Consider the following 25573-nt stretch of genomic DNA (forward strand, 5'->3'; position numbering starts at 1 on the left):
TCTACTTTCCATTAAGTATATGAGCATCAATACGTCCGGAACTTATGTGGAATCCCTCTGCTCTTTCACCTTCCAAAGAAAGTCTCCGTCAGCAAATACTCCTCCCTCACGTATTGTTGCAGTGTGTTGCTTCAGCCGAGCATCCAGGAGTTGTAACTCAAAATCATTTTTCTCATCACACAAACCGAATTCGTCAATTTTAAGTATAAATGGTTGAGATGAAGTAAAGCCAACAAACAGATGTCCTACTACTTCTGACTTTGGCTGAAATGTTAATTTGAAATCAGCACCAACATATTCGTTTAAACCAAACACAGGATGGTTGGTTAACTTGGCACCTTGTTTGTCTCTTATCAAGAGTTCACCGGCAATTATCGTTATTGGCAAATCTGTTGTATTTGAAAATGCAATCTCTATAGACGCGCAACCATCGGCGTCATGTACAGCATGTAAATCCTGTTCCAGAAATCTTATTTCAAACTGCCCCTTATTAAGGTACATATAATCAAAGTCGCTACGTTTTGCTAAGGCATTCATACTGCCTTTCCTGATTAAGCAAAGTCCTTCATTTAGTCGATCATATTTCTTTTTCAGCATATATTGTTTGTTATCTGTACTATAAATCCAAAATACACCTAAAACTAATCCTCTGTAGTCAAATTTGAAATAGTCAAACTGTATCTCGGGTTCAATGTTACTTAGAATTACTTGTTTGTAGTTTGACGAATCTATAAATTCTTCCGGGTTTATCCCCTTGATTTCTTTTCCTTCTGGTCGATCCTTTACTCCCACGATGATAAATTTTTCTCCGTCATAACGGGAGTTGGCCATAGCCATAATGTCCGCAATTAGGTCGGTAGTTTTGTCTTTGGCATATTGCTTTTCTTTAAAATCTAAGTATTCGCACTCGTATCCGTATTCTACTAATTCATTTATCTTATCCATTTTGACCTCACCCTACAGTCGATGATTGATACGCACGCTGAAGTGCCTCTGATACAAATTCGACAATAAATGCCAATATCCTACTTTTCCCAAACAGCAAACGAAAAAGGCTACTGACAAGTCAGTAGCCAAAGACCGTCTATAATGTCTTGAGTTTTTCCATTAGAATCTCTTTCATATTATTTGAGATGCCTCGATAAGACCGCCGATATGACAATACCGTTTCCAATGTAATCTCTTTATAATCATAATGATTCCTGAGTTGCCACACCAACGCCGGCAAATGGCGGATCTGGTATTGCTCCTTTGTTTCGGCACATTCACGCAGAGCGTGATCAGTTTTGGGCAGGTGCTTTATGTAATTTTTGATGCGACCACTTTCATTCAAAGTTAACGCACCCATAATTGAGTATCTCCCCACTCTGATATTTGGGTTTGATGCAATTAATTGATTTGCCACCTCCTTAACCTTTAAGGATAAAGCTTTATCAACCTCATTCCAGTCGAATCGATCAAACGACCTTGAGGAAGGCAACTGCTGTTCCAACCAATCCCTGTCGTTCCGCTTCAACCATTCATATTGAGTTTTGCACTTCAGGCATATCTTATATCTGCTCAACCCAGGGTTCTCACTAATTACCTTTAATAGTTTATCCCGATATTGCCTTTTCTTTGGATTCTCTACTTCCTCCTCAACTGTTGCTGCGATCTCATCAAAACCAAAAAGGGTTAATTGGCTTCTCTCCATTTCCTTCTTTGCCAGTGTCTTCACATAATCTTGTGAACAAAATAGTTTACTTGAGATGTCATCTGGTGAAAAACCGGAATTCAACATCTCTATAACTTGTTGATCCTTCTCTTCAGAGAAAAAGATGATTTTATAATTTGTTTTAATAAGTCCCTGTTTCCATCTCCATTCCATCGTATATTCACCTTGGCAGACAACGCACCTAAATCGTCCCGATACTCCTCGGTATCCGTTGTCCACTCGAATACAACGTTGGATGGACAACTCTTGGAAACTAGGGCAATGCTTATTTTCACACCGCCAAGGACCATCTATAAACGGAATCTCACATGTGTAAGGGATGCCAACCTCAATGAAACTCTTAATAGATCCTGCAAGAAAACGTATGATAAGAAAATTTAATGGGAGATTGATGACCAATGGTGCGTCCCAAAAGATTCTTTCAAATGTGTTCCGTTGAACAACGTGCTTTTCGCTCAATCCAAACATACGCAGTACTTCCCGAGGGAATTGTTTAAGGATGTCATTAACCAATTTCCCGCGTTTGATTCTGGTGCCAGACTGATCAAGGTATCCTTTGGAGTGAAGGTATTCCAAGAACCTCTGCTTAATTAGCGTATTCTTGATCCCTTTGTAGTTGACAAGTAGGTATTGGAGGTCCGAATAAAGTTCCATATCCAATGTATTATTCTCTTCCCTCGCCAAATACGAGGCTATGTAGTGCCCGTTCTTGCACTTACCGGTGATTGGCCAATACATCAGAGTATCGTTACAACAGGTGCAACGACTCACCAACTTTACATTGTGGACAATGCATGTCGAGATGAATGCCACTTGATGCTCTCTGTGGATATAACTACAACCGTAGCGGCTCATATCCTCATGTGCGCAACAAGGGCAGTAACGAATATCGTCCGATATACATTTTCCATACTTATTCCCAGCTAATTTTCCTACGTAACTCTCTGAAATCCCACCTCCATGTTTCACCTCGTGGTCTATATCCGCAATACGCTCTTCGACCATGAAGGGAAGTAACAACGGCAATAAGGAGTGGTCCTCAACAACTGCGCTTGACGATAACACTTGCGGGTCTCGAAACTTACATAATAAAATCTCTAGCCCTCTCGGGAAGACGGTAAAACTGCTTCTAGTCCCGAATAGCTCCTGATTTGTGTCTGTAATCTCAGGGTTTAGCGAATAGAGATGGTAACGATATAATACGCTACGAAAATCCTCACCAGGAAACGGGGTAGGAAAATGTGCGATCTGGCTCAAAATCATCATGCCCCTTTATTAGACTCTGAAACTTTGCTTCAACATTCTCAGCAAGTGGATGATTCAACCCCGCAGCTTTGAGTAAACGCCATCCTTGGACCTTAAATCCTTGTTCTTTCATCACGGAGGTAGCACACTCCAGCCGTCGTATTTGATACTTTTCCGTGGTTTCAAGCTCTTGCGATATGTAACTCTCAGTAAGGGGTAATTTGTTCAAACACTTCTCCAGCAATATGTTAAACTTCGTGTGGCCTATATGCCTAGATATAGCAGCGACAGTAATGCGCGGTGGCTTGATCTTCTGTGCTTTCATTTCAGTGACTGCTTTTTTGACCTCCAACCGAAAATATGCATCCCTCTCTGCCCAATCTTTATTTTGGGTGACTTTATTCAACCTTTTGACTTTTTCAGTAGGCAGCTTTCTTCCCCTTCCCATGTTCCGCCCTCTCTGCACTGCGTTCTGGAATGGATCCAATCCCAGAAACTCGGAAATCAATATATATCGTAATGGATGCGAAACCAACACTTTCCCTCTAATGATCTTGTGCAGCCAAGTTTCGGAATAGTCCCTTTTCACCTCACAGTTTATAGCCTTTAAAAGCTCGGGGGTAAAGTGTGTATCAAAGTCAACAAGCAACTTACGAAAGCGGAACCGCCCTTCATTAGTGACGTAATCTCTTCTGATTAAACTTTGGAGATCGACATACTGGAATGATCGAGATAGCAGTATCTCCGACCTTTTGGCGATTCTCAAACAACGTCCCAGAACAAAGTCGTATGTTATATACTCGTTCTCATCCTTAACTGTACTAAGAGGTTGGAATCCAAATTTTTGTTCACGCGTAGTATAAGGAATAGCCGAATTGCTAAGCCACATCTTATGAATTGGACAAGCTAGAACACCTGGGAGCTGATGAAGCCGATGCCAATAAGGTTCGCCATACCTTTTAACGTCATCACGATAGCATCCTCTGCAATATCTCAAGTTCGCCGGCAATTTGATCGTGCTTGCTGGTATTCCCAATGATACATGGGCTTCGCCTCTGTTTTTTCCCTCTGCCATTAAGCAATATATTTCCTCTGCCTTATCTTTAGAAACAAAAGTGGTGTAATACGGATAGAGTGTATGCCTCTGGACTAACTCCTCCACAGTATACGCACCACCTAGCCTTCTAGTAAGTGAACCTAGGTGACTGGGTAGATCGACTGTTGCACAAACCAGTCGTTTTCCGAACAAATCACGAACCGTCTGCTTTTGTGATGTATTTCCGGACATTTGATGATATCGGGCAATCCCACTGTAAAGCAGCTCATCTGGGTACAACGAAGGGAAATGTGCTACCAATAGAATCATTCCTTTGCATGAATTCTATTAGTAGTTTTCCCCTCGTGTTCGGCATTTAGTACAGTCTCAGATAATCAATCTGGACAAATCTTCTTCTGAGGGAATGGAACCAAGCTCGACCAGATTTTCGTAGATTTTATCACTCTTATCCGCGCTGCTAGTTACAGCATTTCTCAGATCATCAACGTCCAGAACATTAGGCGTCGTCTTTCTGGTCGTTCTTTTCCTTGGTCGTTTATTCTGCTCTTCCTCTGTTTGATTATCTGATATAGGATTGTGAATATCCGCCGCGGCACCATTCAACTCAATTTCTTGAAGCAATTCTTTTCTCAACCGGACCAGGTCGCTCTCAGCCTCATTCCGCAGCAAAATGCGTTTCGCCAGTTCCTCAGCACTTTCAGCCGGAACTCCAAAGTCAATCGCCGTTTTTACCAGCTCTAGGTATCTGGCCTGATCGAGTTCAACATTCTCATCCCGCAAAAGTTTAGAACGTATCTCCCCTTGAAGATTGACTTTCTCCTCTGAATTACGCAGAAATTGGTCTAATACATCCCACTGCGGATACAAGTCATCTACAAGTATTTTTGCCGAGGGATCATTTCGCTTTAGAACTTGAAGCAGCGGCTGAACCAACTGCATATGTCTTCTAGCGACGTCTCTAAGCAGCCCTAACGTCACGCGTTCTTTAGTATCTCCCCCGTTCATGATGACTTCCCATTGGGCCAGCATATAAAGTTTTACCGCGATGTCCACGATCCCCTGAGATAATTTGTACATTTCCCTCTTCAAGGAGTCATTTAATTTTGTAGGGGTGCTTGTCCACTGGTATTTCCATAACCGTTCAACGAAATAATCCCATTCTTCACCTTCCGTCAAACGATCCATAATCATGTCACCTTGACCGGTACTCCTCCTGGCTTGGCTAAATGAGCCTGACAGAAGCTTCATCGCTTTAAAGGTTCCGATCAGAATAACAGGCACACCGATTGTGTTAATCAACTGCGTAAAGTAGTTGAGCATTCTTTCGGCACCGCCGCTTTTCATAAAGCTGAGGTTCTGGATCTCATCAATAACGAGTGCGCCAAGTCCATGTAGCGTTGCAATATGAGCCATTACAGGTAAGAGCATATCAACCAATGAACCCTTTGTTGCAAACTTCCGAAAGTAGTTCGTTTCCAGTACCGAGTCAACAGCTTGTAGAAAGTTGAAGCATAATCCCTTCAGCGAACCATCGTGAGGACAGTTGAGTTTAAGCCAAACAAGCTGTTTTCGAATAAAGGGCTGCCCTTGATACGTCGAGTGGTGGATAACCTGAGGATAAAGCAGCAATGAACTTTCGATTGCAGTCGTTTTCCCTTGGCCGCTTACACCGAGAATAGCAAACCCAGATGCAGTCGACCGAATGCCAGCTAAATTAATGCCCTCATCATTGACTCCGGATTCGAGGATATTCTGAAATCCAATGTGGAACTGTTTGACTGATTCGCGTGTCAACGGATTTCTCGCTTTGTACCCGTGCCGTATTAATCGCGAGAGCCGTTGTTCCACAAGCAGGTGTGAAGGTAAAGGTTCAACGTAATCGGCAATCTGTTGGATAAGATGAAGCCTTGTTTGTTTGCCCAGATTGCGTTGCTCCTTATTATGGTCGGGAAATCGAGCAATTTTTGCACCTACGTACTCTTCTTCAAAAATTGGTGGTAAGGCTTCGATAAAAGGGTTATTTTTGTAGCCGGAGATTTCTTGCGTCAAATATCCAGCATTAACCTGACGACCAATTAGGCTTGGGGTATAGTGATACATTGCTTCGAGGTTAGCTTTTCGATCCATCTTAACCCTCTCTTCTGATCATGGATAATAATCCGAACTTAGATTTTGGCGAGAAAGACGTCTCGTTGTCACGGTCGTCTTCAGTAACTCCGTCATTACTTATGTTATCCGCTTTGCTTAGCTCAAAGCTCTGTAACTTACGCAGCTTATCTCGTTCTTCTTTCCGGTTTGCACGGATATCAGACTTTCGCTCGGATTTCGTCAACGAATGATCTCTCTCAGCCTCAACTCGCGACACTGCCTCCTCTTTAATCTTCTCTAGTCGGGTACTTAAATCTACGTCTTGTTGGTTCTTCGTTGACTGATACAGACTCTTTTGCAGCTTTTCCTCAAATCGCTTCATCTTCACCTCTTCCAGACTCAGATCTTGAAACCGTGAAGATTTCCCCAATAGGTTGCATTTCATGAACTCCTTTCCGTCACGCAATTTAATGTACGTAAAGTTCATATTTCGTCTGTCATACGCGATAATAACTTCAGCCGAATTTCCTTGAACGAACCACCCTTGCTCTAATAGCTCATCACACCAGTAATACATGCCTTCGAACTGGATTCCTTCACTATTTACTGTGACCTTAGCCTCCTCAAGCACATTGAGACGTACAATATCAGGATGTACTTCATGCAAGAAGTGATCGCGTTGCATTCCCCAGTTCCACAGATCCCTCGGAATCGGTTTTACATTGTCTTTAGACAATGCTTTGTCCAAAGGATAATGCTCCATGAAATGATAATTATTGCGATGTAGAATCATCTCAATTACCATCTTGGTGAAATCCTTTAATGTGAGTTTTGCGTCCAGAACATAGTCAGGGCCTCCCCGCTTTCGATACTCTTTCTTTACTGCGCCGGGCATCCACGGTTGAAGCTCTAAATTTAAAGTGCGAAACTGCTGCTCAACAATCCCCTTTAGATCGGCCCGATATGGAGGAGCATTTTTCAATTTAATGCCTAACGCTTTTCCCAGAGAGTCCGCCTTTTTGCTCTCCATTTCTCCCCGGTCAGCATAAAATTGTTGAGGCATATGATGACACGGCCATTCGTACTCAGTGATTTCTATCCCAAATTCCGCACAAAACTCAACTTTATTCATTGCGGTATTTTCTATAGCCATTGTTACGCCTAACCAAGAAGGTCCTTCAAACCCGACATAAAGACCAACAACCATGTGAGTCCATACATCCACCACAATATAGACGACTGGTCTTCCGATGATCTGGTCGACGTTATCTGAGCTAATCAGGTACACGTCAGCAACCGTCGCATCGATCTCAAAGATTTGGCCAGGGCCTGTAGCACGTCTTGTTTCTGAACCTAACAATGGTCTAAAGTCCCGATCAAAAGTAACTTTCCCCTCACGCCCCACCAATCTTTTGCGTTTTGTATATCTCGTCCTAATGTGATACCGAAGCTGGTCAATACTCGGAACCTTATGACTAGGCGGGATGATTGGGATTTCTACTCCCCTAACAATCTTCGTGCCGATGCCATAACGTTTCTTAAGCATCTCAATGTATGTAAATCTGACCGAATCTCTTCGATTTACCTTAAGGTAAACACTCCGGATAAAATCATCAAAAATCCCTCGAGTCTCACTATCGGTTAAAACCCCGTTTAGTGATGGATCAGTTGTCGCAGTAATCCGCTTTCTACCCATTTTGTGTTTTGGATTTTTGGGCTTTCCAGGACCTCCGCATTTTCGAAATCGAGGCAATAAGGCATTTTCTTTTTTTCCTCCCATCCAATAATACCGAAGGTATTTATAAATAAACTTCTTACCCTTTCCAGTCTTCTTGCACAGCTCTTTGATGATCTGGTATCGCTCCTTTTTGTCATATATGTTAGGTTCTAATTCAACGATCTCCTTAATGCATTCCCATGCCTGGTCTCTGATCTTAATCTCATTTGGGCTAAGCTTGTCTTCAGGAATCATGAACTTGGCATAGGGATCGTACTGTAGCTTGATAAGCTGCCCAGAGTCCAACTCATTCTGTAAATTGGAGAGACTTTTGTATAGGGGCAGAGCGTTATCGTTAATAATCGAGATGGTAATAACCGCGTCTTTCTCTTTGTTTATCCAAAGCACCCTCTCGCAGTCAAGCAACTTGCCATTTTCCTCACGCTTCAGAACATTGTTGATAAAAATACTCATACAATACCTCCCATGTGATAGTGTGCGCAGATTTCCAGTGGTTGCAATGTAGGTAAAATTCGCTTTGTCATATCGACGTTCCAAAAACGATTAGCTATCAAGTACCTTACAATCTGAATGCATGTGCCCGTCGGCAATCCATGCTTCAAATCCTGTTCCAGAGTGACATCCGTCAAGGGAGAATCACTTAGCGAGATCGCTTGACCGAGGAACGGTTCTATAATCTTTATAAGCTCAGGTGTAAGGTACATATGCCCTTCCAACGAGCGTGCTGAGTGGAGCCATTCTACATTACGAACAAGATCATAATTTATTTGTTTTTCAGTGATCAGCGACCAGTCAATTCCTTGGTCATTGAAGAATTGCTTTTCGATTTGCAGTTTTTCCACCACGCGTTTGCTTAACCTGTTAGACGGTTTAATTGAATGTGCAGCAAAGCTGATATCATCTCCCTCTTTGATCGTCAGTAACATATCCGTGGTCATCACAATGGGGTATTTCGTTTTCGGATCCACAGGATGTCTTATGCCTAGTTTTTGCGCGATGAGTAGCGTCCTCTCCAACGGCAATAGTGGAAACTGCTCTCGAATATCAATGACATCCTCCGCCCATTCCATCTGATAATGATGCGCGAGCTCTAGATGCTCCGAGAGATAGTGATGTAGTCGCCTGCTCTTCCATCCAAGGATTCGTGTTACAACTCCTGTTGAAGGTACATCATGAATGGTTAGCCATGGTTTATAGGCATCAAAATGCCCCTCCCCTCTACCCTCACGAATTCTCCTTGCAATTGATGAAGCTGTAGAGGCCGTACGTCTCTTAGACACCTGTATTCCTCCTTGTTAATTTTTATTTTACAATATAAATGAATAAGTTAAATTATTGTTGACTAGAATGATATACGAATATTATTTAACCTGTCAACTTCGTCAGTTAAATAATTTACTATTTTGAATTCAAATGCTATCATGTAACCATAGGATGGTGAGGCGGCAGTGTCATTAATAGGGGAGAAGATCAAAGAGCGAAGAACGCTCTGGCAGTGGACTCAGGAGATGCTTGCCCAGAAAGTGGAGACGACTAAACACGTAATATCCAATTGGGAACGTGGTGTCGCCAATCCCGATCATAAGCAAATTGCCATGTTGGCAAATGTATTTGAGGTTACGACAGATTATTTACTTGGCCTTACAGAATATCCCGAACCACAGTTCCGTGACCCCTTCGGTCAGATTCATTTTCTGCCGGCTATTGATTACTCTTTTATTAGGGGGGCAAGCTGGGATCTGATAAAACTCCTCGATTCAGGAATTGACCTCTCTGTAAATGGTGAATTGTTACCTGTAGAGGATAAACAGCTCTTGTCTACTTTGGTGGAACAAACCATAAGCAGAATTCAGCAGGTGCGCCTGCAAATGAAAGAACTCACAGAGGATCAGATTGAGAGAGATTCTGACGGTGACACGCTTTTTTAATCACACTGTACTCGATCACCTCCTTTCGAGTAGCAGCAGTTAGATGACCTGGCCAGCGCTTCGGTTCCATTTCAATACGCTTATCGAATTCATCTCCTCTATTGCCTACGATGTTTACCCTCAATATTCACAAGGAGTGTTTCACACCTCTTCCAAGTTTCCAATTTGGACAGAGTCATCAAGCAACGATGTAAAAATAGTCACACTCGTCCATGAACGGGTAATCATAGTGTTTTTTTTGACGTTCCACCTAATGATTATATCTCCTTACTTTAGCTTGCAATTTTTCAACGAGTTCTCTCAGTTGGCTCCCCCACAGGATTAATTTGACGCGGCGCCATTCTATTACGATTTGGCCTCAGGGAGCGCATTGCTTTCAGCTTTTGGATGCTGTCAAAATACTTTTCGAGTTTCACTGCTGATACACTATTGGGTTGAATTACGTTGCAAACCAGCAGCAATTTTCTGAACGGCTCAATCACCAAAATCTTCTCCAGATTGCTCTTCTCCGAGATAACTAACACCAGCCATTCCCCTGAAGTTCTCGCCTTTTCAAACCACTGATGTTTTATTGCTGCATCACAAGAATAGCGAAGTTTATTAAAAATGATCCCTCTCTCTGTGATTCTACCAATCCCTATCTCATTCATTGACTCTCTCTCCTTTCGGTTTATAGTATAGTAATTATCCGTTTTCGGATATTTTATACTTACAGCTTTGGTTGCGCTCCCGGAGCGATTGTGATTTATTCCTCCTCCTCTTTCCCTTATATAACAACAGTGAATTTTGTTGATTTGCTTAAGAAGGGTTTCGACCACGGCACGAAGAAATTTTAATAATTCGGGATTTGCGGAGAGGTCAGCATGGCGAAGAAATTAGATAAAGGCGAAATTTTTGAACGTTGAGGTAGGGAAATCGAGGAATCGAAGGCCTTACCGTTCGCCCCCACCGATAAGTATAAAAACCTAATCATTATGCTTCAAATGTGTGAAATCATGCTAGCCGATATGGACAAACGTAAGTTCAAGAATATGGATGAATTCCGCATGATTAGCGGTTTTGTAATTGCGCACATTTACCAGTTAGGTTACAGTGTATACCAACTTACGAAAACTGGGTATGGAAATCCCGCGCTAATTATCTGCCGTTCTATGCTTGTGACCTTTCGTATTTATGGCTATGTAAGGATATAAACGGTGACGCAGTCGAACGGAACACTTGGGCGGAATATAACAAGGTTCCGTGCTAGAAGCAGAATATATAGCCATTTACAAGTACACAAGCGAATACGCCCACGGGAAGAGCGGAGCCTTTCAACCGTTATACGAAACCGAGGGAAACGTAGGATCAATAATCATTAGCATAAGTGACCACGCTAACAACGTGGCCGCTATTGGCCTGGCTGCTAACTACATGCTTTTATTAATGTACATAATCGCGCACCTAAACGGGTTTGACCTCATGTTCATTCCGAGGAACTGGACCGTCACGGCTTTACAATTCCAATCGTGGAATAATCAGAAACAAAGTGAAAACCACGCCGATTAAGCGGATAGAGGCGGACTTTCAGCTATTTTCCCAACGTGGGGGGAACTAATTTAGAATGGTAAAATGGAGATATCAGCATAGGAGTGAAGAAACGGTGGCTCAAGTTTTTGGGAATTTAAAGTTACTAAAAAGTGATATGGAAGCAAAAGGATGGGTGATTGACTCGTTTATTTTCAAATACAAAAATGAGCAGTTTGTCGTATTAGTAAAGTTGTTCGCGGAAAAGGAAAAAAAGCAGAACCCCTACGCTCTCGTTAAATTAGAATTTTTAAGGCGGATTGACGTGAGCAGCAGCTTGCAAGTGGAAGCGAGTTCTAGCGGGCTACTCGTTGACGCAAAAACACTTAGGAAGTTTTTTAATATCGAATATAGTGAAAATCTAAGGGATATACTGCAGCAGTTCAACGAAAATTTCTCGAGGTTTATTCCCGTAGAAGTGATGGATAACAAAGGTAACGACCAACTGAGTGTAATGGTATCTTCATTAAGCAGAAGTGACTCGGAAAATCCAAAAAAAGTGTATTGTTTCAAAGTTAGAAGGAATGGGATTAAATCTAACGGAGAATTAGCCCAAAGAAGCGATTACAACGATAATAAAGCTAGAATATTACTGCCACACTTGTATTCAAAATTCAAAGACGATAAGAATATTAGTTTTTGTTTTTCAGAAAATGAACATGATAAAAAGACCGATGAAGAGATACTAGCAAATTGGGCGAAAACGAAAAATGATTAGTTTTCAACGAATACGAATAACTTTAGTAAATCTAGCGATCCTTGGCGGTCGTTTTCTGTATTATTGTCCCCTGAAAATAAAGTTATATAGATTGAAAGAACCGAGTTACGCGGTTTATATGATAGAAAACCGCTAGACATCAAAAGATAAGTATTAGACTGACAATATAAATGAGACAGCGGCAGATCAAGACTTGAAAAAGTCTTAGACTTCCGCTGTGTTTGTGTTTGTTCGACTAACGTCATGGTAAGTTAAACATCAATTCCGCAATATACTTTTCTTAAGCAATAAAGGTGAAATCTAAATCAACAATTATCTTTTTCAGATCATAACTATTATCTTTAATGTATTCCATCATATTTGACAAGCAGTGCTCTTCTTTACATATGCCACGAAAAAGGATCCAGTAGTCATTTTCATTCAAATCAATCCTCTCTGCAAGATCATATGCATTAAGCAGTTTCACTTCTTCCGGGAACCTCAATTCAGAAATTTTAAGCAATCTTTTAATAAGGATCTCTCTAGTTCCAACAGAATCCCCACTCTCAACAAATTCAGATCTTGATAACAAAGCGTAAAAAACGTCATCCTACTATATTGGTACTACTATGTGCAGTGATAATAAAGTATTATTACATTGCCGCCTTGGCATTAAACTATTCTAGCTGATAGCATGTCTATATCTATTTCTTAATCGACAAGACGCCTGTATTTTAAAGCTTCACTTGATATTATATGGCTACGGCCGATTCATATACCGACCATATTACTATCCCTCATCGAATAGCCAGTTCAAATCAACATTAAATTTATTTCTTATCTCATAGAGAGTTTCTGCCGATGGTTTTGTTTTCCCCTGCTCGATCTCACTCAATCTTCCTTGAGAAATCCCAATTGTCTTTGCAAAATCATTCTGGTTTAAATTAAGTTGTTTTCGAAGGACTTTAATTTTCGCTCCTAATTTATTCATCCTGGTGCCTCCACTCAAACAAAATTAGGGCCGTCCTCACCTTTAGGACGGCCCTTGATGACTTGCAGTGGTTCCACAGTTTTTTTACTGGTTCCACACTTTTTTAACTAGTTCCATAGTTTTTTTACTGGTTCCACACTTTTTTATCACCAGACACAACAACACAACCGGCCCCACTCCCCTACTCCACCGTCACGCTCTTCGCCAAATTCCGCGGCTTATCGACATCATGACCCAGAGCCAGGGATGCATAGTAAGCCAGGAGTTGCAGAGGTACAACGGACAGAGCCGGCATCAAGAGCGGCAGGGTCTTCGGAATCGCGAAGACTTGATCGACTGAACGCATCAGGTCTGCTGCATGCTCTTCATAGGTGATCGCCATGACCTCGGCGCCGCGCGCCTTCACTTCCTTGATGTTGCTGACGGTCTTCTCCAGCAAGGCATCCTGGGTAGCCAGGGCGATGACTGGAATGCCGTCTTCGATCAGGGCAAGGGTTCCGTGCTTCAATTCACCCGCAGCATATGCCTCGGAATGGATATAAGAGATTTCCTTCAGCTTGAGCGAGCCTTCCATCGCTACCGCATAGTCCAGAGCGCGGCCGATGAAGAACAGATGCTCATGTTTGGAAATATGCTCGGCATATGCCTTGATCGATTCGCTTTGGGCAAGCAGGCTTTCTACTTGTTCAGGCAGCGACTGCATTGCTGCAATGACATGTGCAATTTCCGAGGCTTCCATCGTTCCACGGATATCCGCCATATACAAGCCAAGCAAATTGAATGCAATAATCTGCGAAGTGTATGCCTTGGTCGACGCTACAGCGATTTCCGGACCCGCCAGCGTAGCAATAACATCGTTCGCATCGCGTGCAATCGAGCTGCCTACCACATTGGTGATTGCCAGAACATGCGCACCGTTCGCTTGTGCTTCACGAAGTCCAGCCAAGGTATCCGCCGTTTCACCGGATTGGCTCACTACGATAACGAGCGTATCCGGGGTAATAATCGGATTGCGGTAACGATACTCCGAAGCGACTTCGAACGACACCGGTACACGGATCAATTGTTCAATGACCGAGCCGCCTACGAGCCCAGCATGATATGCCGTGCCGCAAGCTACGATGTGAATCTGACGAATCGAGCGGATATACTCCGGCGTCATATTCAGATTCGGGAAGACTACCTTGTGCGTCTTCTCATCAATCCGGCCAAGCATCGTATCCCGGTATGCCTTTGGCTGCTCATGGATTTCCTTGAGCATGAAATGGTCAAATCCGCCTTTTTCCGCAGTCACTTCATCCCACTCGACAGAAATCATTTCCCGAGAAATAAAATTCCCTTCGATGGTCATCAATTCGACAGCGTCTTTAGTCAGAAGCGCCATTTCCCCGTCATTCAAAATGTAAACTCTACGCGTATATTTCAAAATCGCCGGAATGTCGGAGCCGATGAAGTTCTCACCTTCACCTATCCCGATGATCAGAGGGCTGGCTTGACGCACGGCCACCAACCGGTCCGGTTCATACTCCGTTAATACGCCAAGCGCAAATGCGCCTCGCATGAAGCTGATCGCCTTTTGGACAGCCTTAACAATATCTCCCTCATATTCACGTGCAACCAGATGGGAAATAACTTCTGTGTCTGTCTCGGATACAAATACATATCCCTGCTCGATCAGTTCTTCCTTCAGTTCCAGGTAATTCTCAATGATTCCGTTATGCACCACCGAGAATTTCTGGGTGTGGTCCGTATGAGGATGGGAGTTCACATCCGACGGCTTGCCATGGGTTGCCCAGCGGGTATGGCCGATTCCGGCCGTTCCCTCCAACGGGGCACCGTCCAGCTTGGATTCCAGGTTGGCCAGACGTCCGATCGACTTGGCTACCTTCAGGCCATTCGAGGTATATACCGCGATTCCCGCCGAATCATATCCCCGATACTCCAGCTTTTTAAGTCCATCCAACAATACCGTCTGTGTATCTCTCTCCCCAATATATCCCACAATACCGCACATAATTTATATCCTCCGTTTCATTCTCTCCGAATTTTAAAAGTTCAGACAGGAGGAAAGAAGCGGAAGACGCTCGCACGGTCCACAGAGACAGGTCTATTCAGTTATGAATTCATCACAAATAACACAGCTCATCCTGTATAAGTTGAACTAATGATCACATGTGTACGGCTGCAGCCGCGCGAAATATTATGATCCATGTTGATTGTTAGTCCACTTACAGATAAAGTATCGCTCATGAATGTCCATCTTCTCCGTACACCGCGGTTCTCCCGCACTCCTGTCAACACTCATGAAATAATTACGTCTTAATAAGGTCATCAGCCTGAAAGGTTTGGCAGAACGGTCGCCCATTCCTTTTGTCCTTACAGTTACGATGTGATGAATCACCGGGAGGCCCCCGCCGAACAATTCGAACACCTCCACCTCGTCAGCTTGCCTTTGCCGCTCTCTCCGTTCGGATCTTGCGTCACCCTGAGGTTACGCTTATTTTGCCTATCACAGCACTCCGAATCAGCTTCACGCGCGAAATCAAGCTCTGGCGCTTAACTTGCAGTTACCTCACGATCCTCACTTTCGCTTCTTGAATAATGTCTATTATATGCACTTGAAGGAGGTTTGGCAATTCGTCTCTTCTCATCTTTTATGCATACTCAGTGATTTTACCCTAAACCAAGTTAAAAAGCACGTTCTTCTCCATCCTTTCTCTCCCTCCCTCCACCTTACACAAAAAAGAACTGCCACTTCTCCTCAGAGAAAGGCAGCTCGCAATTTTTACATGGATGTTTTCATGTACATCAATAAACTAGATAAGTTGAATTAAAGAAGCCGCGTAGAAAAGAGCATAAGTGCATACTTTCATTCAATCAAGAAATCCGTGAACAACAGTGATCGAAGGCACACTTTACACGTTGACCGCTGCATACGCAATCACTAGTTCGACTTAAACCAGTTCCTTCTCTACAACCGAAACGATGCTCGCTACCAGTTGTTCAAGCTCCGCCAGTTCCGGTCCTTCAGCCATTACGCGAATCAGGGATTCTGTCCCGGAAGGACGAACCAGCACCCGTCCATTATCGCCAAGCTGACGCTCCACGGATACAATCGCTTCTTCAATCGCTGTATTGCCTACATACTTGCTCTTATCCTGAACCCGCACATTCACCAGCACCTGCGGATATTGCTTCATGACCTTCTTCAACTCGCTCAGCGGCTTGCCGGCCGCCTTCATCGTATCAACCAGCTGAATCGCCGTCAGAATGCCGTCCCCGGTCGTATTATAATCCAGGAAAATCACATGGCCCGACTGCTCTCCGCCCAGATTGTAGCCTCCGCGAATCATCTCGGCCATGACATAACGGTCTCCAACCGCTGTCTGCTGCGTGTTAAGCGACAGCTTCTTGGTCGCCTTATAGAAGCCGAAGTTGCTCATCACCGTCGAGACGATTGTGCTGTCCTTCAGCTTGCCTGCGCGGTTCATCGCATCGCCGCAAATACAGAGGATATAGTCACCATCGACTTCCTCTCCATTCTCATCAATCGCAATCAGACGATCCGCATCCCCGTCAAATGCCAATCCAATATCGGCACCAAGCCGTCTAACCTCTTCCTTGAGCTTCTCCGGATGGGTCGAGCCGCACTGATCATTAATGTTCAGCCCATTCGGCTCGGAGCCAATGCTGTGCACCTCGGCGCCCAGCTCCTTGAATAATTGCGGAGCCAACTCATAGGCCGCACCGTTTGCGCAGTCCAGAACAATCTTAAGCCCTTCAAAGGAATGGGAGATCGTCGTTTTCAAATGATCAAGGTATCTGAATTTGGATTCAATATCTACGGTAACCGAGCCCAGACCGGCGCCAATTGGCCGCGGCAGCTCGTCTGTCTTCTTGTCCATCAGCTCTTCGATCAGCAGTTCGGTCTCATCGGACAACTTGAAGCCATCGCTTCCGAAGAACTTGATCCCGTTGTCTTCCACCGGATTATGCGAGGCCGAGATCATGACTCCTGCCGATGCATTCAGCAAGCGCGTCAAATAAGCCACTGCCGGTGTAGAGACAACCCCGATCCGGATGACGTCCGCTCCAATCGAGAGCATGCCTGCCACAAGAGCAGACTCCAGCATCACGCCGGAGATCCGGGTATCCATCCCGATGACGACCTTAGGCTTCGGAACCTGGCCAGCCAGCACATATCCTCCGCAGCGGCCAATTTGATAAGCCATTTCTGGTGTTAGCTCTTGATTTGCAATCCCTCTGACTCCATCTGTTCCAAAATATTTCCCCATAATTACACTCCTTCAGTGTTGTTCCATAGGATTCTTTCATTCACGTTCCGTTTGTACCCGTAGGTCCCCCGTCACCATGAGTATCCGCCTCAGCGTTATCCGAAGGCTCCGTCGGAGGGACGGAATTGTCAGCACCGCCATTTCCCGTCTCCGCATTCGGGTCATCAGGGACTGTCGCGGCCGGATCTGCAATCTCGGTCAATTCAATTTGAATAGAATGGCTGTAGCCCGGCTCAGCCAAATCGATATAATTCGGAAGCTTGATCGCTATGGGGACAGTATGCGTACCTGCACCAAGACCGGATAGATCAGCAGTTGCGAGGATGTCCTCTGTCCCAAGCCTCCCCAGCTGGTTCTGTGATCCAAGCACGGTTAACGAAATGTGCTGATCTGCAGCATTGAGAAACTTAGCCTCCAGGCTATCGCTCAAATTTAGCAGATTCACCGAAATATTGTCAATCGTTCTACTGGCCGCAGGCTCGATCTTCACCGTAACTTGCGCCGTAGTGGGCTCAATCGCGTCTAGCCCCTCGGGAGGCGTCAGATTTACTGTATAATTCGTCTCACTGGTCCCGACGAACTGTCCCAGATCCACCGTCACCGGATAAGAGGTAATAGCGTCCAGGCTTTGTTTGGGGCCGTAAAGAGCCACCCCTTCCACATCGGTACTGATTCCTGAGAGCACATAGCCCGTTGGCAGGCTCCCCGTATGCTTCACTTCGAGCGGCACACTTTTATATAACTTATTGATCGGAACATCCACCTCTGTAGAAGCCGGTTCGATCTCCGCATTCTTCATTTCCTGCCCATGCTTATCATATGCAGTTAGCTTTACCGCCTTGCCTTTTACAGACTCTGTCAGATCCGTTACATCGATCGTTCCCTGCACCTTCTGGATCTCCTGAACTTCGCTCTGCGGAAGAGTCACGCTCACATGATCCGCTCCTGTCAGTACAGGACTGCCCAATTGCATGCCCTCTGCAGGCGTGCCCTTGGTCACGATGGTAACCGGCATTTCAATCGTTTCCTTCGCCTCAATGGTTACCTTGATCGTGGAAGGAGACATAGAGATTAACGTGACTCCGGCAGGAACCTCCGGTGAAAGCGGCAATGTCGTCGTTCCCGGCCCTATATTCTTCAGATCCAGCTTCACCCGATAATCGGAAAAGTTCGTCGTCAGATCTGTGCGCTTCCCCTTTACTTCCATCGTCACATTATCCGGCTCAAGGTCGTAGAGGACATAATTCTCACTATCAAAGCCCGTTACCTCGATCTTGATATTGTTAATCACCTTCGAATTCACGACGGTCGTCGGTGAGACCGGGGTTCCGCTGTCGATATGAACCATAGCCCACAGGACGATGCTGAATACCAAGGCGATAACCTTGGCTACATTGTTCTGGCTCAGCCACTTATCCATTACTTCCGCCCCCCTATCCGTTTCCAGAAAGGCTTCCGCTTCTCGATCTGAATTGAATTCGGACCAAGCTCCTCATACAACTTGGAGATCAAAGACTCTTCATTAATATCCCGGACGACCTGACCTTCGATCGCAAGCGAGATTTGCCCCGTCTCCTCGGATACAACAATCGAGACCGCATCTCCCACCTCACTGATTCCAATGGCGGCGCGGTGTCTTGTCCCAAGCTCTTTACTGATAAACGGGTTCTCGGACAAAGGCAAATAACAGGCAGCCGCCGCAATTCGGCGATTCTGCACAATGACCGCTCCATCATGAAGCGGAGTATTCGGGATAAAGATATTGATTAGCAGTTCCGAAGAGATCATCGACTGCATCGGAATGCCCGATTCAGTGTACTCGTTCAGACCCGTATTGCGTTCAAAGACGAGCAAGGCGCCGATTTTTCTACGTGATAAATAATTAACGGCCTTAATAACAGCGCCGATTTCTTTGCTCAGCTCTTCATCATCCGCAGCATTCCGTCCGAACAGCTTGCCCCGGCCTAACTGCTCCAATCCCCGTCGGAGCTCCGGCTGAAAGATAATGAATACAGCCAGCACTCCGAACGTAAACATCTGATTCATGAGCCACTTTAAGGTGTACAGGTCAAACCACGTACTCGCCGCCCAGATTAACACCAACACCAGGAGCCCTTTTAACAATTGAATGGCCCGAGTACCCCGGACCAACAGAATCAGGTGATAGATAATATATGTAACAATAAGAATATCAATAATATCCTTGAGATAGTCCTGCCAAGTCGAATTCGCAAAATAACTCATAGATGAAACCCCCAACGTGTCTCTGTGGCAGCCGCCATATCCAGAAACATTTATGTAAAGCTCAGGTAGGCTTGTCTGCGTAGTCTTCCCTAACCTCTAGGTTATAACGTTATGGCAGCAGATGCAAGTTCCCATTCTTTCTCTAGGTTTAGGAATTCACGGAATTTTTTTCCTTGAAGCGCAAAGAAAGGGCGCCCATGTTCCTCCTGGGAGGAAGGCGCCGTGTTCTCCATATGTGCTGCCCCTACCTATAAGCCACTTCCGTAAATACGTTGGATATCCGGTACCAGATCCAGTCCAACGCCTGATCAATGCTCTTGATCTCTCCGGCGATATGCGCCGTGGACGCCTGATAGTAGGAACCATCAATGACCGTTAGATTCCCCTGCACCTCTCCCAAAATCTGCACATCGCCATTCTCTATCGTTAGATTACCGGCAATGGACACCCCTTCGGGAACGGTGACAGTTTTCCCCTCAATAATAAGCTGACTCTGGTTGGATTCCGCGGTCTTGACCACCAGATCCTCCCCTTTATCCCACATGGATACTGCACTGAACAGCATAACCACCAGGAATAGCGCGGCCGCTGTAAGCGCAGGATGGCGTCTCACCCATTTGGGAAAAGGTTGCCGGTCGTACTGCCGGGGAATCTGATGCATAATCCGGTCGACAAGCTCATCATCCGCCTTGATCGCCGTATGCTTGATTGTGGCGAACATGAGCATCTCTGTCTGCTCCAACTCCCGATACAGGGCATCGCATGACGGGCAGGCCTGCAAATGCTGCTTAAGCTCCAAGGCCTGCTCATGCGGCAAATCATCATCCAGAAAATCATGCATCAATGAGGAGGCTTGTTTGCAATCCATATTAGCCAATCCTTTCTCAGTATCAATCTATGGCAGCCAACGTTCTGTCCTTTGGCATAGTCGTCCTACCTTACATTACGTAACACAAAATTAAGCGTTTCATAAAAATTTATGTTCCAGCTTTTTCCGTAAAAATTCCCGTCCGCGGTGTACCCTCGTCTTTACCGTAGTCACCGGCATCTCCAGCACATCACTGATCTCTTGCAGCGACAGCTCTTGTAAATACCTGAGGATGATCACCGATTTATACTTGGCCGGCAAGCCTTCGATGGCCTTGTGAATCGTCTGCTGGGTCTCCGAGAGCAAGTATTCCGTCTCCGGCGTCCGGTCATCTCCTGGAATGAGCGCATACCCATCTACCCCATCCTGATCATTCATTCCCGCATCAAGATAGTAATTGGGCTTGCGCTTGCGCAGCCGGTCTATACACAGATTTGTCGCAATCCGGTAAATCCAGGTCGAGAACTTCTGCTTATCATCATATCGGTCAAAATTTTTATATACGCGCAAAAAAGTCTCCTGAACAATATCTTCAGCCTCATGTCGATTCGACAGCATCCGATATGCCAGGTGAAAGATCTTGTCCTTGTACAATTCAACGAGCTCGGCAAAGGCTGTCTGTTCTCCCTTTCGGGCCAGCTTCACCAATCTCGCCTCAAAATGTTCCACCACGATCATTTCCCCCATATCCATGGATGGGCTTTTTCGGGATTCCTACTTGCCTTGCGCTCCGCTTCCCTAGCCCTTGCGCGGCAACTTGCGCCTGCGGCACTTCATTCAAATGTTAATTCAACTGTCATGAAATTGCAATAACCTTCACATACATTCCCTCTGGAGTCCCGCAAAAAAACAGACCCGCTCATTCCTGAACGGGCCCGGGCTTCAGCTTATACTTGTTTCATGTGCTATTGCATTTTGATTTGTCTCGGGTATCAGCCTGTATTGCGAAGGCCGGCTGCAATTCCGTTAATGGTAAGCAGAACCTCTCTCAACAGGACTGAATCATTGCGACCCAGCTCCCGCGCCTCACGCAGCTCGCTTAACAGCTTCACCTGCATATAGCTGAGCGGATCTACATAAGGATTACGCTGACGAATCGACTCCTGAAGGTCTGGGGCATTCTCCAGAATATCCGACAATCCGGTAATCTTCAAGATCATATCCTTCGTAAGACGGAACTCCTCCTCGATTTGCCGGAAGATTCGTTCCTTGTAGTCCTCTTCTCCGCACATTCGAGCATATTCCTCTGCAATGACAAGGTCCGCCTTAATGACCGCAAATTGCAAGGTATCGATCAAGGATTTGAAGAAGACCGAATTCTTGTACATATCTTGAAGGACTTTAAGATTCTCTTCCTTCCCTTGATAGTACGTATTAAGGCCCGTGCCTGCTGCGTACCAAGCCGGGAACAGATAACGGCTCTGTGTCCAGGCGAAAACCCAAGGAATCGCACGCAGGTCTTCAAACCGGTCACTATTCTTACGCTTAGATGGACGTGATCCGATATTCAATTCGCCAACCTCGATCAATGGGGTGGATTCTCTGAAGAATTTCAGGAAGTCCGGCTCCCGGAAGACCAGATCCTGATACTTCTCCAGGGAGGTCTCCGAGATTCCTGCGATGATCTCATCCCAGTGATCCTCTTTTTCGGTGCCATTCTCTTCATGAACCTTGGCTTGAATCGCAGCTGTAATCAGGGCGGAGGTTGCTGTCTCCAGGCTTCGATAAGCAATTCCCCGAAGCGAGTAGCGGGAGGAGATGACTTCCCCTTGCTCCGTAATTTTGATGCCCCCACCGATGGTCTCCGGCGGCTGAACAAGGATACTGCGGTTAAGCGGCATTCCACCGCGGCCGAGCGCTCCTCCGCGGCCATGGAAGAACTTCAGCTTGATGCCAAAATCCTTGGCGGCTGCCGTGATCTGCTTCAACGCCACACGAAGCTCCCAGTTTGCCGTCACTACGCCGCCATCCTTGTTACTGTCGGAATACCCCAGCATAATCTCCTGCAGGTCCTTCATGGCTGCTACAGATTGGCGATAGACCGGCATACTGAACAGTCTGCGCATAATATCAGGCGCTGCATGCAGATCGTCGATCGTCTCGAAGAGCGGAACCGATTGAAGCGTACAAATGACTTTGCCATCGGCTTCTTTTCTGAACAGACCAACCTCTTTGGCGAATACCATAACCTCCAGAATATCGCTTGCCGCTTCCGTCATACTGATCAGATAGCTTGTGATACACTGAGTGCCGAATTCCTTCTGCGCATTGAAAATAGTACGGTATACGTTGAGACATTCCTTCGTGCTGTCACTATATTCCTGATAAGAAGAGGTTAGCGGCCTAGGATCATTCAGCAGCCGTTCCAGCAGCTCCAGCTTGGCTTCCTCTTCGAGCTCTGCGTAGTTGCTGACAATATTCATATTGGCCAACACTTCGGTCATGGCGTTCTCATGCTCTTTGCTATGCTGCCGGATATCCAGGGTCGCCGTATGGAAGCCAAACAGCTCCACTTGCCGGATAATCTTGTTCAGATGAGTGTCAGCCACATAATCCGCATAGTGATGCCGGAGACTGCGGTCAATGACCTTAAGATCCTCGATCAAGCCGTTTACATCGTAGAAGCTCTCACGGCTATCCTTTTTCCCGGAATCAAGCACCATGTGCAGCTTCTCCGTCATATACGTCAGCTTAACACGGTAAGGCTCTTTATCATTGTTCCATACCGGCGTCTTCAGCAGCTTCACTTGCAGACGGTCGCGCTGGATCGAAGCCATCAGCTCATCGGATACATCCACAATGCTGGTGCTGAAGCTCAAATACTTGAACAGCTCCGCCAATAGATTCTGATACTCACGGATGACCAGCTTGCGCTGCATCTTCAGCGTCTGCCAGGTTACATCGGCGGTTACGGACGGATTCCCGTCCCGGTCGCCTCCAATCCAGGAGCCAAACCGCAGATAAGTAGGAACATGCCATAGATGCTCCGGATAATATTTGCTCAGACATCGTTCAAGCTCTTGATATACCTCAGGCAAGACATGGAATAAGGTTTCGTGAAAATAGTACATTCCGTTTCTAACTTCATCCAATACCGTAGGCTTGCGGTCACGCAGCTCGTCTGTCTGCCAAAGCGTGATAACCTCATTCAGCAGCTTCTCCCGCAACTGCTCCCGCTCGCGGTAAGTCAGTGTCGGGTTATCCAGTTGCATCACATCATCGGCAATCCGTTTATGGATGTCGAGAATTGCGCGGCGCATCGCCTCCGTTGGGTGGGCCGTCATAACCAGCTCCAGTGACATCCCCTCCAGGACCTCCTGGGCTTCACTGAAGTTAAAGCCATGCTCCTTCAAATCTCTTACCGCTGCCTCGATAGACCCAAACTGTACAGCGTCTCCTGCAGAGCGCTCGTAATCTCTTTTACGGCGAATCCGGTGGTTTTGCTCAGCAATATTAACCAGCTGAAAATAGATGGCAAATGCACGGATGACCTGATGCCGGATATCCGGTTCTAGCGAATTGATCATGCTCTTGAACTCGTCATGCAATTCCGGCATAAACATTGCTCTTAAGGACTTACTCGCTTCACGAATCTTCTCGACAATATCTAAGAGCTCATTACCGCCCTGGTGAACAAGGACCTCTCCCAGAATATTGCCCAAAAAACGTATATCGCGTCGTAAAAGGTTATTTGAGTTCGTTTTACCGGCTGCTACTGCTACTTCCGTCATAGCTCTCCCCCATTTCGTCCCTATTCCATCTCAAGATGCCTTCCTAACATAATACAATAAACTTCCCCGAAAATCTTCACTTTATTTGTAAGTTTTCTATAGCACCTTTATCCACCCTAACACGGTGAAGCAATAAAATGCAAGGATAAAAAAAAGCTTGGTTATAACAAAAAACATCATCTTTATGATGATGTTGCATGAATTAATGGAGCGGGTGATGGGAATCGAACCCACGCTACCAGCTTGGAAGGCTGGAGTTCTACCATTGAACTACACCCGCAACTTATAATGGTCGGGACGACACGATTTGAACATGCGACCCCCTGGTCCCAAACCAGGTGCTCTACCAAGCTGAGCTACGTCCCGACATTAAAGTATACAGCACTTATAAAATTAAAAGTGGCGCGCCCTAAGAGATTCGAACTCCTGACCTTTTGATTCGTAGTCAAACGCTCTATCCAGCTGAGCTAAGGGCGCGTACTATGGAGCGGACGACGGGAATCGAACCCGCGACCCTCGCCTTGGCAAGGCGATGCTCTACCGCTGAGCCACGTCCGCAAATGGTGCGCGTGGAGGGACTTGAACCCCCACGTCAAAGACGCTAGATCCTAAGTCTAGTGCGTCTGCCAATTCCGCCACACGCGCACTTTGAAAAGTGAGCCATGAAGGATTCGAACCTTCGACACCCTGATTAAAAGTCAGGTGCTCTACCAACTGAGCTAATGGCTCATAGCTAAATGGCTGGGGATATAGGATTCGAACCTATGGATGACGGAGTCAAAGTCCGTTGCCTTACCGCTTGGCTAATCCCCAATAATTAAGATGGTGGAGGCTGAGGGGATCGAACCCCCGACCCTCTGCTTGTAAGGCAGATGCTCTCCCAGCTGAGCTAAGCCTCCATATGTATCGGCTAACTAAATATGAATGGTGACCCGTAGGGGATTCGAACCCCTGTTACCTCCGTGAAAGGGAGGTGTCTTAACCCCTTGACCAACGGGCCTCAAAAGCTTCCAACCGGGATCGAACCGGTGACCTCATCCTTACCATGGATGCACTCTACCTACTGAGCTATGGAAGCAAATGGCTCCCCGAACAGGACTCGAACCTGTGACAACTCGATTAACAGTCGAGTGCTCTACCAACTGAGCTATCAGGGAACATTACGCTTGGCGGCGTCCTACTCTCCCAGGACCCTTCGGTCCAAGTACCATCGGCGCTGGAGGGCTTAACGGTCGTGTTCGGGATGGGTACGCGTGGAACCCCTCCGCCATCGCCACCAAACGGCTTCAGATGCTTAATCACCTGAAAACTGGATACGAAACGTAGATCTGAATTAGATATTGGATAAGCCCTCGACCGATTAGTACCTGTCAGCTCCATACATTGCTGCACTTCCACCTCAGGCCTATCA

At 45.8% G+C, this 25573-nt stretch carries 18 protein-coding genes, 11 tRNA genes and 1 rRNA gene; 2 read left to right on the top strand and 28 right to left on the bottom strand.

Annotated features, from left to right (window positions below):
- Nucleotides 1-42: 42 nt before the first annotated feature.
- The 6 genes from KQJ23_RS23695 to KQJ23_RS07915 all read right to left on the bottom strand — a co-directional run bounded on the left by KQJ23_RS23695 (nucleotide 43) and on the right by KQJ23_RS07915 (nucleotide 9122).
- Nucleotides 43-945, bottom strand: a complete 903-nt coding sequence (locus KQJ23_RS23695; protein ID WP_249529589.1) for an ATP-binding protein — start codon at nucleotides 943-945, stop codon at nucleotides 43-45.
- A gap of 139 nt (nucleotides 946-1084) precedes the next feature.
- Nucleotides 1085-2980, bottom strand: coding sequence for a TnsD family Tn7-like transposition protein (locus KQJ23_RS07895; RefSeq protein WP_216478306.1), 1896 nt, complete (start codon nucleotides 2978-2980; stop codon nucleotides 1085-1087).
- Nucleotides 2931-4325 carry a TnsD family Tn7-like transposition protein gene (locus tag KQJ23_RS07900; RefSeq protein WP_216478307.1) on the bottom strand — a complete coding sequence of 465 codons (1395 nt, stop codon included), beginning with the start codon at nucleotides 4323-4325 and terminating at the stop codon, nucleotides 2931-2933. Before KQJ23_RS07900 ends, KQJ23_RS07895 begins: the two co-directional genes overlap by 50 nt.
- 57 nt (nucleotides 4326-4382) lie before the next feature.
- Nucleotides 4383-6143: an ATP-binding protein gene (locus tag KQJ23_RS07905; protein ID WP_216478308.1), complete on the bottom strand. Its 1761-nt coding sequence runs from the start codon at nucleotides 6141-6143 to the stop codon at nucleotides 4383-4385.
- Between the two features lies 1 nt (nucleotide 6144).
- A complete protein-coding gene (locus KQJ23_RS07910; protein WP_216478309.1) occupies nucleotides 6145-8295 on the bottom strand; it encodes a Mu transposase C-terminal domain-containing protein in 2151 nt (716 codons plus the stop codon).
- Nucleotides 8292-9122 (bottom strand): TnsA endonuclease N-terminal domain-containing protein, encoded by an 831-nt coding sequence (locus KQJ23_RS07915; RefSeq protein WP_216478310.1) that lies wholly within the window; start codon nucleotides 9120-9122, stop codon nucleotides 8292-8294. The genes KQJ23_RS07910 and KQJ23_RS07915 overlap by 4 nt, the downstream gene beginning before the upstream one ends.
- A 168-nt stretch (nucleotides 9123-9290) precedes the next feature.
- On the opposite strand from KQJ23_RS07915, the gene KQJ23_RS07920 reads away from it, so the two are divergent.
- A complete protein-coding gene (locus KQJ23_RS07920) occupies nucleotides 9291-9770 on the top strand; it encodes a helix-turn-helix domain-containing protein (RefSeq protein WP_216478311.1) in 480 nt (159 codons plus the stop codon).
- Nucleotides 9771-10057: 287 nt separating this feature from the next.
- On the opposite strand, the gene KQJ23_RS07925 is transcribed toward KQJ23_RS07920, so the two are convergent.
- Nucleotides 10058-10420 carry a hypothetical protein gene (locus KQJ23_RS07925; RefSeq protein ID WP_216478312.1) on the bottom strand — a complete coding sequence of 121 codons (363 nt, stop codon included), beginning with the start codon at nucleotides 10418-10420 and terminating at the stop codon, nucleotides 10058-10060.
- A gap of 953 nt (nucleotides 10421-11373) precedes the next feature.
- Between KQJ23_RS07925 and KQJ23_RS07930 the strand changes: the two genes are divergently transcribed.
- Nucleotides 11374-12054, top strand: coding sequence for a DUF6037 family protein (locus KQJ23_RS07930; RefSeq protein ID WP_249529590.1), 681 nt, complete (start codon nucleotides 11374-11376; stop codon nucleotides 12052-12054).
- Between the two features lie 280 nt (nucleotides 12055-12334).
- Here the strand turns inward: KQJ23_RS07930 and KQJ23_RS07935 are convergent, their stop codons facing one another.
- The 21 genes from KQJ23_RS07935 to rrf form a co-directional block, all read right to left on the bottom strand.
- The gene (locus tag KQJ23_RS07935; RefSeq protein WP_216478313.1) at nucleotides 12335-12625 is read right to left on the bottom strand and encodes a hypothetical protein; all 291 of its coding nucleotides are present in this window, start codon (nucleotides 12623-12625) and stop codon (nucleotides 12335-12337) included.
- Nucleotides 12626-12823: 198 nt separating this feature from the next.
- Nucleotides 12824-13024 (bottom strand): helix-turn-helix domain-containing protein, encoded by a 201-nt coding sequence (locus KQJ23_RS07940; protein ID WP_216478314.1) that lies wholly within the window; start codon nucleotides 13022-13024, stop codon nucleotides 12824-12826.
- 181 nt (nucleotides 13025-13205) lie between these two features.
- Nucleotides 13206-15038 (bottom strand): glutamine--fructose-6-phosphate transaminase (isomerizing), encoded by a 1833-nt coding sequence (gene glmS / locus KQJ23_RS07945; protein WP_216478315.1) that lies wholly within the window; start codon nucleotides 15036-15038, stop codon nucleotides 13206-13208.
- A gap of 940 nt (nucleotides 15039-15978) precedes the next feature.
- The gene (gene glmM, locus KQJ23_RS07950; RefSeq protein WP_216478316.1) at nucleotides 15979-17319 is read right to left on the bottom strand and encodes a phosphoglucosamine mutase; all 1341 of its coding nucleotides are present in this window, start codon (nucleotides 17317-17319) and stop codon (nucleotides 15979-15981) included.
- Nucleotides 17320-17359: 40 nt separating this feature from the next.
- The gene (locus KQJ23_RS07955) at nucleotides 17360-18739 is read right to left on the bottom strand and encodes a CdaR family protein (RefSeq protein ID WP_216478317.1); all 1380 of its coding nucleotides are present in this window, start codon (nucleotides 18737-18739) and stop codon (nucleotides 17360-17362) included.
- On the bottom strand, nucleotides 18739-19563 hold the full coding sequence (gene cdaA, locus KQJ23_RS07960) for a diadenylate cyclase CdaA (RefSeq protein WP_216478318.1): 825 nt from the start codon (nucleotides 19561-19563) through the stop codon (nucleotides 18739-18741). The genes KQJ23_RS07955 and cdaA overlap by 1 nt, the downstream gene beginning before the upstream one ends.
- 244 nt (nucleotides 19564-19807) lie before the next feature.
- The gene (locus tag KQJ23_RS07965) at nucleotides 19808-20431 is read right to left on the bottom strand and encodes a zf-HC2 domain-containing protein (RefSeq protein ID WP_216478319.1); all 624 of its coding nucleotides are present in this window, start codon (nucleotides 20429-20431) and stop codon (nucleotides 19808-19810) included.
- Between the two features lie 99 nt (nucleotides 20432-20530).
- Complete coding sequence (gene sigW, locus KQJ23_RS07970) at nucleotides 20531-21124, bottom strand: RNA polymerase sigma factor SigW (protein WP_233500853.1); 594 nt, start codon at nucleotides 21122-21124, stop codon at nucleotides 20531-20533.
- Nucleotides 21125-21363: 239 nt separating this feature from the next.
- Entirely contained in the window at nucleotides 21364-24162 is a 2799-nt protein-coding gene (ppc, locus tag KQJ23_RS07975) for a phosphoenolpyruvate carboxylase (protein ID WP_216478320.1), read from the bottom strand.
- Between the two features lie 206 nt (nucleotides 24163-24368).
- A tRNA-Gly gene (locus KQJ23_RS07980) sits at nucleotides 24369-24442 on the bottom strand.
- A gap of 9 nt (nucleotides 24443-24451) precedes the next feature.
- Nucleotides 24452-24528: transfer RNA gene (locus tag KQJ23_RS07985), tRNA-Pro, on the bottom strand.
- 34 nt (nucleotides 24529-24562) lie between these two features.
- Nucleotides 24563-24639 (bottom strand) — tRNA-Arg (locus KQJ23_RS07990).
- A gap of 6 nt (nucleotides 24640-24645) precedes the next feature.
- Nucleotides 24646-24720 (bottom strand) — tRNA-Gly (locus KQJ23_RS07995).
- A 3-nt stretch (nucleotides 24721-24723) separates the two neighbouring features.
- Nucleotides 24724-24807, bottom strand: a tRNA-Leu gene (locus KQJ23_RS08000).
- Nucleotides 24808-24818: 11 nt separating this feature from the next.
- Nucleotides 24819-24891 (bottom strand) — tRNA-Lys (locus KQJ23_RS08005).
- Nucleotides 24892-24900: 9 nt separating this feature from the next.
- Nucleotides 24901-24975, bottom strand: a tRNA-Gln gene (locus tag KQJ23_RS08010).
- Between the two features lie 10 nt (nucleotides 24976-24985).
- A tRNA-Val gene (locus KQJ23_RS08015) sits at nucleotides 24986-25061 on the bottom strand.
- 26 nt (nucleotides 25062-25087) lie between these two features.
- Nucleotides 25088-25162 (bottom strand) — tRNA-Glu (locus tag KQJ23_RS08020).
- A gap of 5 nt (nucleotides 25163-25167) precedes the next feature.
- Nucleotides 25168-25240 (bottom strand) — tRNA-Thr (locus tag KQJ23_RS08025).
- A gap of 3 nt (nucleotides 25241-25243) precedes the next feature.
- Nucleotides 25244-25319 (bottom strand) — tRNA-Asn (locus KQJ23_RS08030).
- A 7-nt stretch (nucleotides 25320-25326) separates the two neighbouring features.
- Nucleotides 25327-25443 (bottom strand): 5S ribosomal RNA (rrf, locus tag KQJ23_RS08035).
- Nucleotides 25444-25573 lie beyond the last annotated feature (130 nt).

Origin of the sequence: Paenibacillus brevis, assembly GCF_018919145.1 — a bacterium.
Taxonomy (GTDB): Bacteria; Bacillota; Bacilli; order Paenibacillales; family Paenibacillaceae; genus Fontibacillus; species Fontibacillus brevis.